Here is a 15,750-nt window from a genome sequence, read left to right as displayed (position 1 = left end):
GGGCGCATCAGGCGGGCAGGACGCCCTCGTGCGTCAGCAGCCGTACCTTGCGGTCCAGGCCGCCCGCGTATCCGGTCAGTGCGCCGCCCGCCCCGATCACCCGGTGACACGGGCGGATCACCAGCAGCGGATTCGCGCCGATCGCACCGCCGACGGCCCGCACGGCCGCCCGGGGTGCCCCGACGCGCGCGGCGATCTCGCCGTAGGTCGTGGTGGAGCCGTAGGAGATGTCGTCCAGGGCGGCCCACACCTTCTCGCGGAAGGCGGTGCCCTCGGTGCGCCAGGCCAGGCGGAACTCCTTCAGTTCCCCGGCGAAGTAGGCGGCGAGCTGCTCCTCGGCCTCCCGGAAGGGCCCGGGGTCGCGCCGCCAGTCCTGGCGCACCTCGCGTCCGCCCTTCTGGCCGGGCACGGACAGCGAGGTCAGCTCGCCGGTCGGGGCAGCGGTCAGGAGCAGCGGCCCGAGGGGGCCGGGCACGCTCGTCCAGTAGGTCGGGCTGGTCATCGGGACTCCCACTCCCCTGCTGCGCGCAGGTGGTTCAGTGCGTACGAGCGCCAGGGGCGCCAGCTGTCGGGGACGTCGAGGCCGGGCGGGGCCACGTCCGGGTCGCCGAGGGCGCGGGTGCGGATCTCGGCCACCGTACGGGCGTCGAGGCCGGGCAGCGCCAGCAGGGCGTCCTGCGCCTCGTCCCGGTCGGCGCCCGGGTCCAGACGTACGGCCTGGTCGGCGAGGGCGGTGGTGAGCGCGCCGAGGGTGCCGCCGGGTTCGGCGCCGGCGAGCACGGCGGGCTCGGGGAAGAGGTGGGTGAGGCTGCCGCAGGGCGCGTCGAGCCCCTTGCCGTAGCGGCGTACGAGGCGTTCCGCCTGTGTGCGGCCGGTCAGTGCGCGCACCGCGAGTTCCTCCGGGTCGGCGGTGCCCGGCGAGCGCAGCCCGGGCCGGGCTGCGACCAGGGGGGCGAGCCGCGGGTCGGCGGCGAGGCGCTCGTCGACGGCGTAGGGGTCGGCGTCGAGGTCGAACAGACGCCGCAGCCGCTGGACGGCGGTGGTCAGGTCGCGCGGGTCGGTGAGGTGCAGGCGGGCGTCGAGCCAGCCGCCCGGGTGGGCGCCGGGTCCGGTCCTGGGGGCGCCGGGGCGTTCGTCCACGGCGACGATGCCGGTGCCGTAGGGGAGGCGGAGGGTGCGCCGGTAGGTGCGGGCGCCGGGCGGGCCGCTGACCTCCTCGATGCCGGGCACGGCCTCGCGCGCCAGCAGGTCGAAGACGGGTCCGGCCTGGTAGGTGCCGCGGTGGGCGAGCCGGAGCGGGATGCCGGCGTTCGGGGTGGCCGTACGGCGGCCCCGGCCGTGCCGTGGCGCGGTGGCGCGCAGCTGGCTCGGGGTCGACGCGTACACGGCCCGGATGGTGTCGTTGAACTGCCGCACGCTGGCGAAGCCCGACGCGAAGGCGATCTCGGTGATCGGGAGGCCGGTGGTCTGCACCAGGACGCGTGCGGTGTGGGCGCGCTGTGCCCGGGCCAGGGCGACCGGCCCGGCGCCGAGTTCGGCGGTGAGCTGCCGCTGCACCTGCCGTGCGCTGTAGCCGAGGCGTCCGGCGAGCCCGGCGACGCCCTCCCGGTCGACCACGCCGTCGGCGATCAGCCGCACGGCGCGGCCGACCGCGTCGGCGCGCGCGTTCCACTCGGCGGAGCCGGGCACGGCGTCCGGCCGGCACCGCCGGCAGGCCCGGAAGCCCGAGCCCTGGGCGGCGGCGGCCGTGGCGAAATAGCGCACGTTGGCCCGCTTCGGGGTGACCGCCGGACAACTCGGCCGGCAGTAGATGCCGGTCGTCTCGACGGCGAAGAAGAACACGCCGTCGAACCGGGCGTCCCGGCTGCGCACGGCCTCGTACCTGCTGTCCTCGTCCGTTCCCTGGTCTGTCACAGCTCCAGTCTCCGCCGTCGCCCGACGGGTCGCTGGCGGAAATCGGACACGACGATCGGGGGTACTCGCACCTGCCGTGAGGCCGGTCGGTGCGGGCTTGTCGTCTGCCGGGTCTTGCAGCTACGCGCGCCAGTGGGCCCCCCGCTTCGCCTCCATCGCCGCCCTGCCCATCGCTCCCTTCCGCTTCCAGTCCTTGCGGATCTCGGCGCGCAGGCGGGCGTCGGTCTTGGCGACGATGCGCTGGTTCTCCCGGAGCAGTTTGCGGTAGCTCTCCAGGCGGCGCTCCGGCAGGTCGCCGCTGTCGATGGCGGCCAGCACGGCGCAGCCCGGCTCCGCCTCGTGGGCGCAGTCGTGGAAGCGGCAGCGCTCGGCCAGCTCCTGGATCTCGGAGAACACCTGGCCGACACCGGTCTCGGCGTCCCAGAGCCCGACGCCGCGCAGTCCGGGGGTGTCGATCAGGACGCCTCCGCCGGGCAGGACGAGCAGGTTGCGCGTGGTCGTGGTGTGGCGGCCCTTGCCGTCGACGTCGCGGGTGGCCTGGACGGTCATGGCGTCCTCGCCGAGCAGCGTGTTGGCGAGGGTCGACTTGCCCGCGCCGGACTGCCCGAGGAGCACGGACGTCCCCCCGCCGACGAGCGCGGCGACCACGTCGAGCCCGTCCCCGTCGACGGAGCTGACCGGCACGACCGGCACACCGGGCGCGGCCGTCTCCACGTCCTGGACGAGGTGGGCACGGGTGACGGGGTCGGGCACGAGGTCGGCCTTGGTGAGGACGACGACGGGCTGGGCGCCGGATTCCCAGGCGAGCGCGAGGAATCGCTCGATGCGGCCGAGATCCAGCTCGACCGCGAGGGACACGGCGATGACGGCGTGGTCGACGTTGGCCGCGAGGATCTGTCCCTCGGACCGCTGCGAGGAGGTGGAGCGGACGAAGGCGGTGCGGCGCGGCAGGCAGGTGCGGACGTAGCGCGGGTTTCCGCCGGGCTCGACGGCGACCCAGTCGCCGGTGCACACCACCCGCAGGGGGTCGTGCGGGGTGACGAACGCGGTGTCGGCCCGCAGCAGCCCGTCGGTGGTGACGATGTCGCACTGGCCGCGGTCGACGCGCACGACGCGGCCCGGGAGCAGGCCTTCGTCCTCGTACGGGGCGAACTCGGCCTCCCAGCCCGCGTCCCAGCCGTACGGCTGGAGCGGGTGCGAGGCGGACGAGGACGAACCCGGGAGAGAAGAGAGAGACAAGGGGTGACCCTTCACAAGGGTGGCCCCGGCACCGCGCTCATGGGCGCGGAGAGGAAAGAGGTCAGCCGGAGGCCACGGAGGTGGACTTGATGAACTTCCGGATGCGGGCAGCGCCCATCTCAGAGACAGCCATCGATCACACCTCCTGCTCGTCACACAGCCGACCGCGGCGGCACAGGCCGCCGCGCGATTTCGCCCCCACCCTAGAGGCGCACGCCCCTCGGGCGCCACGGATTTTCCCTCCCCGCACGACGCGCACGTGTGGGCCGGACGTGGTGCACTGGAATCACGGGAGGTGCGACATGTCAGGTCGCGCGGGCAAGACCCGCAACATCATTCTCGTGTGGCTGATCTGGCCGCTGATCACACTGGGCATCTACCACCTGGTCTGGTACTACAAGGTGAATCGCGAAGCCCGGGAGTTCGATTCACGGATCGAGGTCGACCCGGCCATGGCGGTCCTGGCCGTCACCGTCGGCTGGCTGGTGATCGTTCCCCCCTTCGTGTCGGTCTACAACACCGGTCTGCGCGTGGCCCGCATGCAGCAGTCGGCCGGTATGGAACGGCGCTGCAACCCCTGGATCGGACTGATCCTCTCCATCGTGGCCGTGCTGTTCCCGCTCTACTACCAGCATGAGCTGAACCAGATCTGGGCCCGGTACCAGAACGCCGAGGAGGGCCAGCAGGTGCCGCTCGCGGTGTGACGCCGAACGGTTCGTCAGCCGCCTTGCGCGCAGGGCTGCCCGTTCACCTCGAAGTCGTACGGCGGGGAGTTCTTGTCGTGCCAGGAGGCGAGGAAGCCGAACGCCAGGTCACCACCGGCGGGGACCGACTTGTTGTAGTCGGCGGCGGTGGCGGTGACGCGTGAGCCGTCCTGGGAGACGGAGGCGTCCCACATCTGGCCGACCTTCTGGCCGTCCCGGAAGGACCAGGCGACGCGCCAGGAGTCGAGGGGCTCGGTGCTGGTGACGGTCACGGTGGCCTGGAAGCCGTCGGGCCACTGGTTGACGAGGTCGTACTCGACCCGGCAGACGGGGTCGCCGCTCTCGTCCGGCTCGGTGCGGCCGGTGGGCGAGGAGGTGCCCTGCGGTTGGGTGTGCCGCCCCTTGTCCTCCGGCTTGCCGGACCTCTCCGGCTGTTCGGTGCCCTGGGTGGTGCGTTCGGCCGGCTTGGAGGTGGCCGGTGGCAGGGAGGGGGCGGACGGCAGGGGCGGAGCGGGGTCGGCCACCGGCTGGCGGTCGGTGCCGCCGCGTGCCCCGAGGTCGTCCTCCCCGCCGCCGAAGGGCATCAGGGAGACGCCGAGGGCCAGCACGGAGACCAGTACGGCGGCGACGAGGAGGCCGTTGCGGGCGACGCGCGCCTTCTGCTCGCCGTCCTCCGGTTCGCCGGACGCCCGGTCCGCCGAGCCCGAGGTGCCCGCGCCGAGCCGCACCTCGACCGCGCGGCGGCGGCGTTCCAGATAGGCGAGGCCGCCCCAGCCGATCACCCCGCCGGCCAGTGCCTGGGGCAGGGCGCCGCCGTGCAGGCGCAGGCAGGCGGCGGCCTCGGCGCACTGCACGCAGGTGGCGAGGTGCCGGGAGAGGTCGCCGGGGGTCTCGGCGGCGGAGGAGCGGGTGACGGCGTCCAGCAGCCGGGCGTAGCTGCGGCACTGTGCGTCCATCGGTGTGTCGAGGTGGTTGCGGTGGCAGCGGTCCCGGAACAGGGTGCGCACCTGCTGGAGTTCCTCGGTGGCGGCGGCCGGGTCGAGGCCGAGACGGCGGGCGACCAGGGGCAGTGGCAGCGCCTCGACCTCGGTGAACCACAGCAGTTCCGCGTCCGCCTGTTGCAGATCGCGCAGACCGCGCAGCGCGAGCGGGCGTTGCAGGGGCGGCCCGGTGTAGCGGGCGGCGTTGTCGGAGTTGAGCCACAGGCGCAGGTCGGGGTCGAGTTTGTGGCCCTGTCCCTGCTCCTCCCAGGCCGCTGCCGTGGTGCGTACGGAGGTCAGCAGCAGGGGGATGCGGGGCAGCCGGGCCGGGCGGCGGGCGGTGCCGCGGACCGGGCCGGCGTCGGCGGCGCGGGCCTCGCGTATGCCGTGTGCGAACGCCTCGCGGCCGAGTTGTGCGGCGGCCGTGGAACCGGAGGTGCACAGGTCCGCGTAGGCGAGGACGGCGTCCCAGCACTCGGAGAACAGCGCGGCCTCGGTGGCGTCCTGAGGGGTCGGCAGGTCGGGCATGGGTCTCCTGCATCCACAAGCGAGGTCAACTCACCACATCGGTAATGGAGTTGGGGGGACCCTCGCGGCAGGGGGAGAGCTTTTCACGCCTCTCACACAACTGACAAGCGCCCTGTTCAGATATCACGCAGGGCGGCCGCACCCCTCGACTCCGAGCTCGGAGTGTCATACGGGTGCGGCCGCCCGGCGACTCGATGCCGTGCCGGAAAAGGCGCGGCGTCATCCAACTGTTATCGAACGGCGGTGGGTTCGTCGGTGGTGGGCGCGTCGGCCGGGAGGCTGTCCATGAAGGAGCTGACCGAGAAGACCGCGTTGCCGGCGCCGGGCGGGCCGTAGCCGGGGGGCGAGGAGAGGCCGAAGTCCTCCATCGTCTGCCGGTAGGCCTGGAGCAGGCGGATGTGGTACTCCAGCGGCGCGCCCTGCGGGTTGGCCTTGCCGAGCGGCGTCGTGGGCTCCGGGCACCAGGTGGTGAAGCGGGGCGTGATGCCCTGCGACATGAAGAACCTCAGGCCCTCGGTGGTCGACGCGATCGCCTCGTCGACCGTCTTGAAGCCGAACGGCTCGGCCATCTCGACGCCCGCGACGAAGTTCGGGATCACGTTGCGCGCTCCGAAGATCTCGGCGGAGTCCAGAATGCGCTTGTGCCACTCGTCGCGGCCGACGTACCGCTCCTTGCCCGGGCAGAACATCTTGAAGAGGTACTCGTCCCACACCTCGTAGTTGGGGTGGTAGATCTGCACGCCGTAGTCCTTGAACCGCTGGACGTCGTCGCGGGGCAGGGCCTGGGCGACGACCTTGCCGATCCAGCGGCCGGGGAAGCGCTCCTCGATGGCCTTGGCGTAGTGGCCGTAGAAGTCGGCCTCGTCACGGCCGGAGACCGTCTTGGTGATGGCGCCGCCGGTGAGGGTGTACGCGGTGGAGGCCTTCGCCGTGTCGTAGCGGTCGATGATCTCCAGGGCCTCCAGCACCTCCTCGACGTCCTTGACGCCCGTGTAGGGCCGGCCGGCGGCCTTGTGCTGGCGCCAGTTGTGGTTGATGTCGCAGTACTGGCACTCCTCCTTGGCGCCGAAGTACTGGCAGACCCGGAAGACGGTCAGGTAGATCAGGTAGCCCCACTGGATGGTCGGGGCGACCTCCATCACCGACTTCCCGTTGGCCAGCTTGTGCCGGTAGTACTCCGGCATCGGCGGCACTCCGACGTCGGAGATCCGCTTGCCGTCCAGGTACAGGCCGAGCACGCCGTCGTCGTTGGCGGCAACGCGGTACGGCGAGGACGGGTTCACCCGGACCGAGACGACGGTGCGGCGCAGGTCGTAGGGGCCGCCGGTGAGGATGATCTCCTCGGGCGGCCGGCGCAGCGCCGCCTCGCCCAGCTCGGGCAGGGTGCCGTGGTCGAAGGAGAAGATGAAGTACGACTTCGGCTTGACCTCGCCGCCCTCGTTGTCGCTGAGCGCGGACGGGTCGAAGGCGACGCCGCCGCGGAGCAGGTCCTCCTTGAAGACGGCTTCCCGCGGCACGTGCGGGAACCGCTCCATCAGATCCTCGACCAGCGCGGTTCGGCTGCCCATCCCGTCTCTCCTCCCGGTTCGGACGTACGACTCCTCACGGTATGCCCATCGGTACGCGGGGCGGGGACCGGGTCCCCCCGAGCCGGGAGAATGCCCCGTTCGTGACGCATTGCCCGAGGTGCGGTCAGGCTTCCCCCGGGTTCGGTCAGGCTTCCCCCGGGTGCGGTCAGGCTTCCCGCCCGGGTGCGTCAGGCTTCGCGGGCCAGTGCCGCCCAGTCGACCGGGTGCGCCGGCTCCTCCCCCGCCAGCAGCCGCTCCGCCTCCTCGGCGACGGCGAGGCCGAGCCGCGCCAGCTCGTTGCCCTGGGAGCCCGCGAGGTGCGGGGTGACGAACGCGCCGGGCAGGTCGTAGAGCGGGGAGTCGGCGGGCAGCGGCTCGGGGTCGGTGACGTCGAGGATCGCGGTCAGGCGCCCGGAGCTCACTTCCGCCACCAGGGCGTCATGGTCGACGAGCGCGCCGCGCGCGGTGTTGATCAGTACGGCGCCGTCGGGCATCAGGGCCAGCTCGCGGCGTCCGATCATGCGGTGCGTCTCGGGCGTCTCGGGCGCGTGGACGGTGACGATGTCGCAGCTGCGCAGCAGCTCGTCCAGGGGCAGCAGGGGGACGCCGAGCGCCGCGGCCTGCCGTTCGCCGACGTACGGGTCGGTCAGGACCGGCCGCAGGTCGAAGGGGCGCAGCAGTTCGAGGACGCGGCGGCCGATGCGGGAGGCGCCGATGACGCCGACGCGGCGGCCGTGGTTGCCGATGCCGGGGATGACGCCCCAGCCGTTGGATGTGCGGGCCGTGCGCATCCGTTCGCGGGCGGCGAGGGCGTCCTTTCCGGCGAGCAGGATCATGGCGAGGGTGTACTCGGCGACCGGCAGCGCGTTGGCGACGGCCGCCGAGGAGACGGCGATGCCGCGCTCGCGGATGCCGGGGGTGGCGAAGGACTTCACGGACCCGGCCGAGTGCAGCACCGCCCGCAGCCGGGGCGCGGCGGCGAGGACCGTCTCGTCGAGCCGGGGGCAGCCCCAGCCGGTCACCAGGATCTCGGTCCGGGCCAGCGCGTCGAGGACGCGCGGGTCGGTGAAGTCCTCGGCCACGAGGTCCGGATCGATCTCCACGCAGGCGCGCAACCGTGCCAGCACCTCGGGCGGGAAGACCAGCGGCACGTTCTCGGCGGCCATGGCGAACAAGGCCTGGGGGCGCTGGCTCAAGGAGGTGACCTTCCGGCTCGGCGGCACAAGGGCAGGCGAAGAGCGCAGAAACCGCTCTCTACATCTTCTCCACGGTAGGCCCAGGCGGGCGGCGGCGGCAACGGACAGCGGGCCGGGGTAGGTTCCGGCCGGGGGCTTCCCGGTCCCCGCTGTCTCGGGGAAGGACGACGCGATGAACGGGACCGTGACCAACTGGGCGGGCAACATCACCTACGCGGCCAAGGAACTGCACCGGCCCGCGTCGCTCGCCGCGCTGCGGGCGCTCGTCGCGGACGGTGAGCGGGTGCGGGTTCTGGGCAGCGGGCACTCGTTCAACGAGATCGCCGAACCGGGCGCCGAGGGCGTCCTGCTGTCCCTGGCCGGCCTGCCCCCGGAGGTGGACGTCGACACGGCGGCCCGCACGGTCCGGGTCGGCGGCGGTGTCCGCTACGCGGAGCTGGCCCGCCGGGTGCACGGGCAGGGGCTCGCGCTGCACAACATGGCGTCCCTGCCGCACATCTCGGTGGCCGGTTCGGTGGCGACCGGCACGCACGGCTCGGGGGTGCTGAACGGGCCGCTGTCGGCGTCTGTGCGCGAGGTGGAGCTGGTCACGGCGGACGGCTCGGCGCTGACCCTGGGCCGCGGAGACGAGCGGTTCGGCGGTGCCGTGACGTCGCTCGGCGCGCTGGGCGTCGTCACCGCGCTCACCCTGGACCTGGAGCCGGCCTACGAGGTCGAGCAGCATGTGTTCACCGAACTGCCGCTGGAGGGGCTGGACTCCGGGGCGTTCGAGACGGTGATGGCCACGGGGTACAGCGTCAGCCTGTTCACCGACTGGCGGGAGCCGGGCTTCCGGCAGGTGTGGCTCAAGCGGCGCACCGACCAGCCGCTGCCCGCCTTCCCCTGGGCCACTCCCGCTACGGAGAAGATGCATCCGGTGCCGGGCATGCCCGCGGTCAACTGCACCGAGCAGTTCGGGGTGCCGGGGCCGTGGCACCAGCGGCTGCCGCACTTCCGGGCGGAGTTCGTCCCGAGCAGCGGGGCGGAGCTGCAGTCGGAGTATCTGCTGCCGCGCGGGCACGCGGTGGAGATGCTGCACGCGCTCGACGCGATCCGGGAGAGCGTCGCCCCCGTCCTGCAGACCTGCGAGGTGCGCACGGTCGCCGGCGACGACCAGTGGCTCAGCCCCTCCTACGGCCGGGACACCGTCGCGGCGCACTTCACCTGGGTCGAGGACACGGAGGCGGTGCTGCCGGTGGTCCGGCGGGTCGAGGAGGCCCTGCTGCCGTTCGGGGCGCGGCCGCACTGGGGGAAGGTGTTCACCGTCCCCGCGACCGCCCTGGGCGCGCTGTATCCGCGACTCGGCGACTTCCGGGCGCTGACGCGGGAGCTGGACCCGCGGGGGAAGTTCGCCAACACCTTCGTACGAGGGGTGCTGACGGGGGTGGAGGCGTAGCGGCGCGGCGGTACCGCGCGCGGCGCCGCGTCCGTCGGGTCGCCGCGCGCGGGGGGGGCGCCCGGCTTCTGTCGGGTCGCCGCTCGGGGGGGCGCCCGGCTTCAGTCAGGTCGCCGCGCGGGGGGCGCCCCGGGTCCCGGAGGTCGCGGCGCGGGCGGCCTCGTCCTTGACCAGCAGGGACATCAGCGAGGCCACGGTCAGACCGGCCTCGGCGGGGTGGCGCAGCACCTTGCCCGGGTCGATCCGGTACGTGTTGGTGCGCCCCTCCCGGATGTGGGAGAGATATCCGTCCTGCTCCAGGTCGGAGATGATCTTCTGCACGGCCCGCTCGGTGAGCCGGCAATGGGCCGCGATGTCGCGGATCCGCGCGCTGTGATTGTCGGCAATGGCGGCCAGCACGCGGGCGTGGTTGGTGAAGAACGTCCATCCGCTGTGTGACTCGGGCACTCCATCCATGCCCCAACTCTAGCGACAGAACATTCATGCACCCAAAAACACGTACTTCGTTTCATGTATTGGTTGACGTGCATGGGGTAGAGAAGCAACGCTGGAAAGCGGAGGCAAGGCGAACGGAGCAAGGGAGAACAGGGCCATGCCGGAGCCTGCGTACTCTGCGCGGTCTCAGCCACACCCGGTCACCGCACCCACGGCGGTCGACAGCGCACCCGGTGCGATCCCGCCCTGTATGGCGACGATGGACGTCGTTCCGGACGGCGACCGCATGACCGTGACCATCTGGGGCGAACTCGACCTGGGCAGCAGGCGGCTGCTCCCCGAGCTGTACGACATGCTCACGCTGTCCGGCACCGGCCTCGACCTGCGCCTGGACGCCATCGGGTTCTGCGACTGCTCCGGGCTCAACGCGCTGCTGGATCTGCACAGCCGCGCGGCCGGCGAGGGCAAGACGGTCACCGTCCGGTCGTGCGGCGTCGCGGTCGAGCGCCTGCTCGACATGACGGACACGCGGGAGCTGTTCGCGGACTCGGGCAGGCCCGAGAGCGCCCCGGCCGCGCCCGGCGCGAACCCGCGGGAGGTGGGCGGCCGGCCCACCGTGGACCCCCCGGAGGAGGACGACCGGCCCATCGCGCACCCGCCGGAGGAAGACAGCCACGATCTGCGCGCCGAGGTCACCCAGCTGCGCCGTGCCATGCAGACCCGGCCCACCATCGACCTGGCCCGCGGCATCCTGATGGCCTCCTTCGGCCTGAGCCCCGAGGCGGCCTGGAGCGTGCTGGTCAGGACCTCCCAGAACACCAACACCAAGCTGCACAACCTGGCCCAGGACCTGGTGGGCACCGTACGCGGCCGGACGCTGCCGGAGCGGGTGCAGCAACAGCTGGCCGCCGCGGTCGCCGGCGAGAACCGGAGCCGCACCACCGGGGACTGACGCACCCACACTGAGGCATCATGGGCAGGCCACACCCGGCCACCACCGGTCCAGAGCAGGCGAGCACTTTATAAAGCCCCTTTCCAAACCCCTTGTCGAAAGTCCCCGGCAGACCATAGCCTTGCGCCGCGCCGGTGCCGACGTCGAACCGGCCCGGCCGGTCTGGGAAGGAATGGGGCACCCCGGTGAAGCGCACCTCACGTGACATCCGCACCGCGAACCGCTATGAGGTGCTGCGCCAGATCATCGCGGAGTCACCCACGTCCCGGCAGGAGCTGGCGGCCGCCACCGGCCTCAGCCTCGCCACGGTCGCCACCCTCGTCGGCGAGCTGCTCGACCTCCGCATGATCACCGAGGTCGGCTTCGAGGACTCGGCGGGCGGCCGGCCCCGGGGCCTGGTCGCGGTCAACACCTCGGGCGGCGCGCTGATCGGCGTCGACATCGCCGAGACCTACGTCCACGTCGAGCTTTTCGACCTCGGGCTGAACGTGCTGGCCCGCGCCGAGGAGGACGTCCGGCCCAGCGAGAGCCGGCCCGAGCAGGTGGTGGGCCACGTGGCCACCGCCGTCGGCTCGGTGGTCACCCAGGCCGGCATCGAGGGCGCCCGGGTGCTCGGGGTCGGGGTGAGCGTGCCGGGGCAGGTGGACCGCGCGACCGGCACCTCGGAGTACGCGCCCAACTGGGACTGGCACGACGTACCGCTGCTCGAACTGCTCACCGAGCACATCGCCTACCCGCTGTACCTGGACAACCCGCTGCGCGCCAGCGCGGTCGCCGAACTGTGGTTCGGGGCCGCGCGCGGGCACGGGGACGCCGTGGTGGTCAACCTCGGCACCGGCGTGGGTGCCGGTCTCGTCCTGGGCGGCGGACTGCACCGCGGCGTCAGCAACAGCGCCGGCGAGTGGGGCCACACCACGATGGTGCTGGACGGACGCCTGTGCCGGTGCGGCAACCACGGCTGCGTGGAGGCGTACGTCGGTGCGCGCGGCATCATGCTGAACCTGCGCGAACTCAGCCCCGACAGCCCCCTGCTGCACGCCGAGGACCAGACGGCGACCATCGACGCCCTGGCCCGCGGGGTCGCCGCGGACGACCCGGTGGCACGCCGGGTCGTGCACGAGACCGCGCGCTATCTGGGCGCCGGAGTCGCGGACCTGGTCAACCTGTTCAACCCCGAGACCGTCGTGCTGAGCAGCTGGGTCGCCCGCACCCTGGGCGAGCCGCTGCTGCACGAGGTGCGCGAGGCCGTGGCCCGGCACGCGCTGCCGCGGCCGCTGGCCGCCACCGAAGTCGTCCTCTCCCCGATCCCCACCGACCCGGTGTGCCTGGGCGCGGCCACGTTCGCGCTCGAAGGCGCCCTGCAGACCGTCGGGCAGAAGAACGGCAAACGCGCCACCCCCGCGAGGAGCCGTACGAGCACTCCTTCGTAGCGGCGGAACCAACTCCTCCACACCCCCCACACGTTCGAAATCACGAACCGGACACAACGCTTCGTACAGACTTCGTCCAACCCCTTGCCGAAGCCTTAGTCGAAGCTCTAGCGTCCCGCACCGCACCTCTCTTTGAGCCATCTGGCGCGAGCCCCCGGGCCGTGAGCCATCAGGCAGTGAGCCGCAGAGCCGCAGCCGCACTCGAGACAAGGACGTCAGCATGTCGGCATCGAGCAACATGAACTGGGACCGCCGAAACGTACTGCGGGCCGCGATGGGCCTGGCCGCCGCGGGCGGGCTGGCCGCGTGCGGCGGCAACAACGGCCGGGGCGGCGGCTCCGGTTCGGGCACCACCCTCACGCAGATGTTCCACGCGTACGGTGAGGCGGGCACCGAGCAGGCCATCAAGCGGTACGCGAAGGCGTACAAGGAAGCCAACGTGACCACGCAGTGGATCACCAGCGCCGACTTCGAGAGCAAGCTGTTCTCGGCCCTGCTCACCAAGAACGCGCCGGACGTCTTCGAGTTCCACCCGCAGATCCAGCTCATCAAGAGCGGCCAGGTGGCGGACCTGAGCGACATCGTCAACCCGGTCAAGGACGACTTCAACCCGGCCGACATCAAGTCGCACACGGTCGACGGGAAGATATACGGCGTCCGCATGATCGACGACCCGCAGTTCTTCTTCTACCGCAAGTCGATGCTGGAGAAGGCCAAGGTCGAGGTGCCGACCACGCTCGACGAGCTGATGGAGGCCGCCGCCAAGCTCACCACCGGCAAGGTCAAGGGCCTGTACATGGGCAACGACCTGCACAGCGTCAACGACACCCTGATCTGGTCCGCGGGTGCCCAGCACCTCGACGACAAGAACCAGATCGCCTACCACACCGACGGCGTCGTCGAGGGCCTGAAGAAGATGCGCACGCTGTTCACCAGCGGCGACCTTCTCCTCGGCGCCCCGACCGAGTCCTGGGACCCCTCCTCCTTCAACCAGGGCCTGTGCGCCATCCAGTTCTGCGGCATGTGGGCCATGCCGGCGATCCAGGACGCGCTCGGCGACGACTGGGGCGTCTTCCCCTTCCCGAAGGTCACGGACTCCGGGAAGCCGTCCGTCTACAACGGCGGCTGGTCGATGTTCGTCAACGCCAAGGGCAAGGACGTCGACGCGGCCAAGGAGTACGTGAAGTGGCTGTGGATCGACCAGAAGGAGTACCAGGAGGACTGGGCCACCTCCTACGGCTTCCACATCCCGCCGCGCACCTCGCTCGCCAAGACGGCCGACAAGCTCAAGACGGGCAACGCCGCCGAGGGCGTCAAGCTCTTCAACGAGTTCGGCCACTTCGACAACATCGGCTGGACCCAGGCCATGCGCACCGCCTTCGAGGACGTCTTCGCCAACAGCGTCCGCAAGAACATGGACCCGGAGAAGGCCCTCGACCGGTGTGACACGGCCGTCAACCGCGAGCTCAAGAAGCTGTTCGGCTAGGTCGCGGGACGGATCACGAGATGTCGACGACCACCAAGCTCGACCTCGCGGGCTCCGCCCCGGCGAAGGCCTCCCCGGCCACGCCGCGGCGGCGCCTGCGGGGCAGCCCCACCTTCACCTTCTGGCTGTTCACCGGCCCGTTCCTGATCGGCCTGGCGATCTTCGTCTACGCGCCGATCCTCTGGAGCCTGTGGCTGAGCTTCTTCGAGGCACGCTTCACCGTCACGCCCGACAAGTTCGTCGGGTTCGACAACTACACGTACATGCTGACGAACGACGACTTCGTCGGCTCGCTCGGTACCTTCACCGTCTTCGCCGCGTTCATCGTGCCCACCACCTGGGCGCTGTCGCTGGGCCTTGCGCTGCTGGTGAACCGGATGCGCTTCATGCGGGCGTTCTTCCGCTCGGTGTTCTTCCTGCCGACCGCGGTCAGTTACGTCGCCGCGTCGCTCATCTGGAAGATGTCCATCTTCAGCGGGGTCCGCTTCGGCCTGATGAACACGGTCCTCAGCTGGTTCGGGGTCGAGAACATCGCTTGGCTGATCGACCCCAACCCGCCCTGGTACTGGCTGGTCATCGTGAGCGCCCGGCTGTGGCTGCAGTCCGGGTTCTACATGATCCTGTTCATCGCCGCGCTGCAGAACATCCCGGAGGAGCTGTACGAGGCCGCCGCCATCGACGGCGCCAAGTCGGGCTGGCAGACTTTCTGGCACATCACCCTGCCCCAGCTGCGGGCCACGTCCACGGCGGTGATCCTGCTGCTGCTCGTCGCCGCCTACCAGGCCTTCGACGAGTTCTTCAACCTGCTGTCGAAGACCACCTGGGGCCGCCCGCCCCTCATGGAGCTGTACTACAAGGCCCTGGGCGAGAGCCAGGACTACGGCGCCGGCAGCGCGGGCGCACTCATCCTGACCGTGCTGATCTGCGCCGTGACCCTGCTCCAGGGCAAGTTCATGGGCTTCGGAAGGGGGGACGAGTCCAAGTGACCTCCACCATCCCCAAGGTGCGCAAGTCCGCGCCGACGTCGGACACCACCAGCCGGGTGAGGCGCGGCGGCGGCGTGATGAGCTCCACCGGCCTCTACATCGCCACCGGGGTCGCCGCCTTCCTCTTCCTGATCCCGTTCTACATCCTCGTCCGCAACGCCCTGTCCACGGACGCCGAGATCACCGGCGAGAACTGGAAGTTCTTCCCCACGGACATCCAGTGGGGCAACATCGGCGAGCTGTTCGGCGACGAGACCGTCCCCTTCGCCCAGTCCCTGTGGAACTCGGCGGTCGTGGCCACCCTGCACACCGTCGGCGTCCTGCTGGTGTGCTCGCTGGCGGGCTACGGTCTGGCGCGTATCCCGTACAAGCACGCCAACAAGGTGTTCTACGCCGTCCTGGGCACCCTGATGGTCCCCACCGCGGTCACCTTCGTGCCGAGCTTCGTGCTGGTCTCCTCGCTCGGCTGGGTGGACACCTACCAGGGCCTCATCGTCCCGGGCCTGTTCAGTGGTTTCACCTGCTTCCTCTTCCGGCAGTACTTCCTGGGGTTCCCCAAGGAACTGGAGGAGGCGGCACGCATGGACGGGCTGGGCTACTGGGGTGCGTACTGGCGTGTCGTCGTGCCCAACTCGCTGAACTTCTTCGCGGCGATGGCCACGATCACGTTCATCGCCGGCTGGAACGCGTTCCTGTGGCCGCTGGTCATCGGACAGGACCCCGGTTCGTGGACCGTCCAGGTGGCGCTCTCCAGCTATATGACCAACCAGACCGTCGTGTTCCACATGATCTTCATGGCCACGGCCATTTCCATCCTGCCCCTGGTGTTCGTCTTCCTCTTCCTCCAGCGCTGGCTGGTGCAGGGGATCGCACAGACCGGCATCAAGGGCTGAGCTA

14 protein-coding genes are annotated in these 15,750 nt (G+C 71.1%); 7 read left to right on the top strand and 7 right to left on the bottom strand.

Annotated elements, in window-relative coordinates; genetic code table 11:
• Positions 1-7: 7 nt before the first annotated feature.
• From ACFZDE_RS25190 to rsgA, 3 genes are all read right to left on the bottom strand, one after another.
• A complete protein-coding gene (locus ACFZDE_RS25190) occupies positions 8-502 on the bottom strand; it encodes a methylated-DNA--[protein]-cysteine S-methyltransferase (protein WP_391203287.1) in 495 nt (164 codons plus the stop codon).
• Positions 499-1,914: an AlkA N-terminal domain-containing protein gene (locus tag ACFZDE_RS25185; protein ID WP_391203284.1), complete on the bottom strand. Its 1,416-nt coding sequence runs from the start codon at positions 1,912-1,914 to the stop codon at positions 499-501. Before ACFZDE_RS25185 ends, ACFZDE_RS25190 begins: the two co-directional genes overlap by 4 nt.
• A 120-nt stretch (positions 1,915-2,034) precedes the next feature.
• Positions 2,035-3,153 (bottom strand): ribosome small subunit-dependent GTPase A, encoded by a 1,119-nt coding sequence (gene rsgA, locus ACFZDE_RS25180; protein ID WP_391203280.1) that lies wholly within the window; start codon positions 3,151-3,153, stop codon positions 2,035-2,037.
• A gap of 302 nt (positions 3,154-3,455) precedes the next feature.
• On the opposite strand from rsgA, the gene ACFZDE_RS25175 reads away from it, so the two are divergent.
• Positions 3,456-3,857, top strand: coding sequence for a DUF4234 domain-containing protein (locus tag ACFZDE_RS25175; RefSeq protein ID WP_391203277.1), 402 nt, complete (start codon positions 3,456-3,458; stop codon positions 3,855-3,857).
• 14 nt (positions 3,858-3,871) lie between these two features.
• Here ACFZDE_RS25175 and ACFZDE_RS25170 read toward each other — a convergent pair whose 3' ends face one another.
• The 3 genes from ACFZDE_RS25170 to ACFZDE_RS25160 form a co-directional block, all read right to left on the bottom strand.
• Positions 3,872-5,365, bottom strand: coding sequence for a cellulose binding domain-containing protein (locus tag ACFZDE_RS25170; protein WP_390994020.1), 1,494 nt, complete (start codon positions 5,363-5,365; stop codon positions 3,872-3,874).
• A gap of 230 nt (positions 5,366-5,595) precedes the next feature.
• A complete protein-coding gene (locus tag ACFZDE_RS25165) occupies positions 5,596-6,933 on the bottom strand; it encodes a radical SAM protein (protein WP_391203274.1) in 1,338 nt (445 codons plus the stop codon).
• 188 nt (positions 6,934-7,121) lie between these two features.
• Positions 7,122-8,129, bottom strand: a complete 1,008-nt coding sequence (locus tag ACFZDE_RS25160; RefSeq protein ID WP_391203271.1) for an NAD(P)-dependent oxidoreductase — start codon at positions 8,127-8,129, stop codon at positions 7,122-7,124.
• A gap of 172 nt (positions 8,130-8,301) precedes the next feature.
• On the opposite strand from ACFZDE_RS25160, the gene ACFZDE_RS25155 reads away from it, so the two are divergent.
• Positions 8,302-9,564, top strand: coding sequence for a D-arabinono-1,4-lactone oxidase (locus ACFZDE_RS25155; RefSeq protein WP_391203268.1), 1,263 nt, complete (start codon positions 8,302-8,304; stop codon positions 9,562-9,564).
• A gap of 105 nt (positions 9,565-9,669) precedes the next feature.
• Here the strand turns inward: ACFZDE_RS25155 and ACFZDE_RS25150 are convergent, their stop codons facing one another.
• A complete protein-coding gene (locus tag ACFZDE_RS25150) occupies positions 9,670-10,020 on the bottom strand; it encodes a MarR family transcriptional regulator (RefSeq protein WP_390994024.1) in 351 nt (116 codons plus the stop codon).
• Positions 10,021-10,249: 229 nt separating this feature from the next.
• On the opposite strand from ACFZDE_RS25150, the gene ACFZDE_RS25145 reads away from it, so the two are divergent.
• The 5 genes from ACFZDE_RS25145 to ACFZDE_RS25125 all read left to right on the top strand — a co-directional run bounded on the left by ACFZDE_RS25145 (position 10,250) and on the right by ACFZDE_RS25125 (position 15,746).
• Positions 10,250-10,951 (top strand): ANTAR domain-containing protein, encoded by a 702-nt coding sequence (locus ACFZDE_RS25145; RefSeq protein ID WP_391203265.1) that lies wholly within the window; start codon positions 10,250-10,252, stop codon positions 10,949-10,951.
• Between the two features lie 185 nt (positions 10,952-11,136).
• A complete protein-coding gene (locus ACFZDE_RS25140) occupies positions 11,137-12,381 on the top strand; it encodes an ROK family protein (protein ID WP_391203262.1) in 1,245 nt (414 codons plus the stop codon).
• Positions 12,382-12,601: 220 nt separating this feature from the next.
• A complete protein-coding gene (locus tag ACFZDE_RS25135; protein WP_391203259.1) occupies positions 12,602-13,867 on the top strand; it encodes an extracellular solute-binding protein in 1,266 nt (421 codons plus the stop codon).
• A gap of 20 nt (positions 13,868-13,887) precedes the next feature.
• A complete protein-coding gene (locus tag ACFZDE_RS25130) occupies positions 13,888-14,853 on the top strand; it encodes an ABC transporter permease subunit (RefSeq protein ID WP_391203256.1) in 966 nt (321 codons plus the stop codon).
• Positions 14,850-15,746, top strand: a complete 897-nt coding sequence (locus tag ACFZDE_RS25125; RefSeq protein WP_391203253.1) for an ABC transporter permease subunit — start codon at positions 14,850-14,852, stop codon at positions 15,744-15,746. The genes ACFZDE_RS25130 and ACFZDE_RS25125 overlap by 4 nt, the downstream gene beginning before the upstream one ends.
• The last annotated feature ends 4 nt before the right edge of the window (positions 15,747-15,750 follow it).

Source organism: Streptomyces sp. NPDC007929 (assembly GCF_042959065.1).
GTDB lineage: Bacteria > Actinomycetota > Actinomycetes > Streptomycetales > Streptomycetaceae > Streptomyces.
The sequence above is the reverse complement of the archived record's forward strand: the minus strand, read 5'-3'. Positions and strand labels throughout refer to the sequence as shown.

What these genes read in the sequence shown, in the direction of transcription:
- ACFZDE_RS25145 (WP_391203265.1), top strand. Translation starts at nt 10,250, where the DNA reads ATGGCGACGATGGACGTCGTTCCGGACGGCGACCGCATGACCGTGACC.
- ACFZDE_RS25130 (WP_391203256.1), top strand. Translation starts at nt 13,888, where the DNA reads ATGTCGACGACCACCAAGCTCGACCTCGCGGGCTCCGCCCCGGCGAAG.
- ACFZDE_RS25165 (WP_391203274.1), bottom strand. Translation starts at nt 6,933, where the DNA reads ATGGGCAGCCGAACCGCGCTGGTCGAGGATCTGATGGAGCGGTTCCCG.
- ACFZDE_RS25150 (WP_390994024.1), bottom strand. Translation starts at nt 10,020, where the DNA reads ATGGATGGAGTGCCCGAGTCACACAGCGGATGGACGTTCTTCACCAAC.
- ACFZDE_RS25190 (WP_391203287.1), bottom strand. Translation starts at nt 502, where the DNA reads ATGACCAGCCCGACCTACTGGACGAGCGTGCCCGGCCCCCTCGGGCCG.
- ACFZDE_RS25135 (WP_391203259.1), top strand. Translation starts at nt 12,602, where the DNA reads ATGTCGGCATCGAGCAACATGAACTGGGACCGCCGAAACGTACTGCGG.
- ACFZDE_RS25170 (WP_390994020.1), bottom strand. Translation starts at nt 5,365, where the DNA reads ATGCCCGACCTGCCGACCCCTCAGGACGCCACCGAGGCCGCGCTGTTC.
- ACFZDE_RS25155 (WP_391203268.1), top strand. Translation starts at nt 8,302, where the DNA reads ATGAACGGGACCGTGACCAACTGGGCGGGCAACATCACCTACGCGGCC.
- ACFZDE_RS25175 (WP_391203277.1), top strand. Translation starts at nt 3,456, where the DNA reads ATGTCAGGTCGCGCGGGCAAGACCCGCAACATCATTCTCGTGTGGCTG.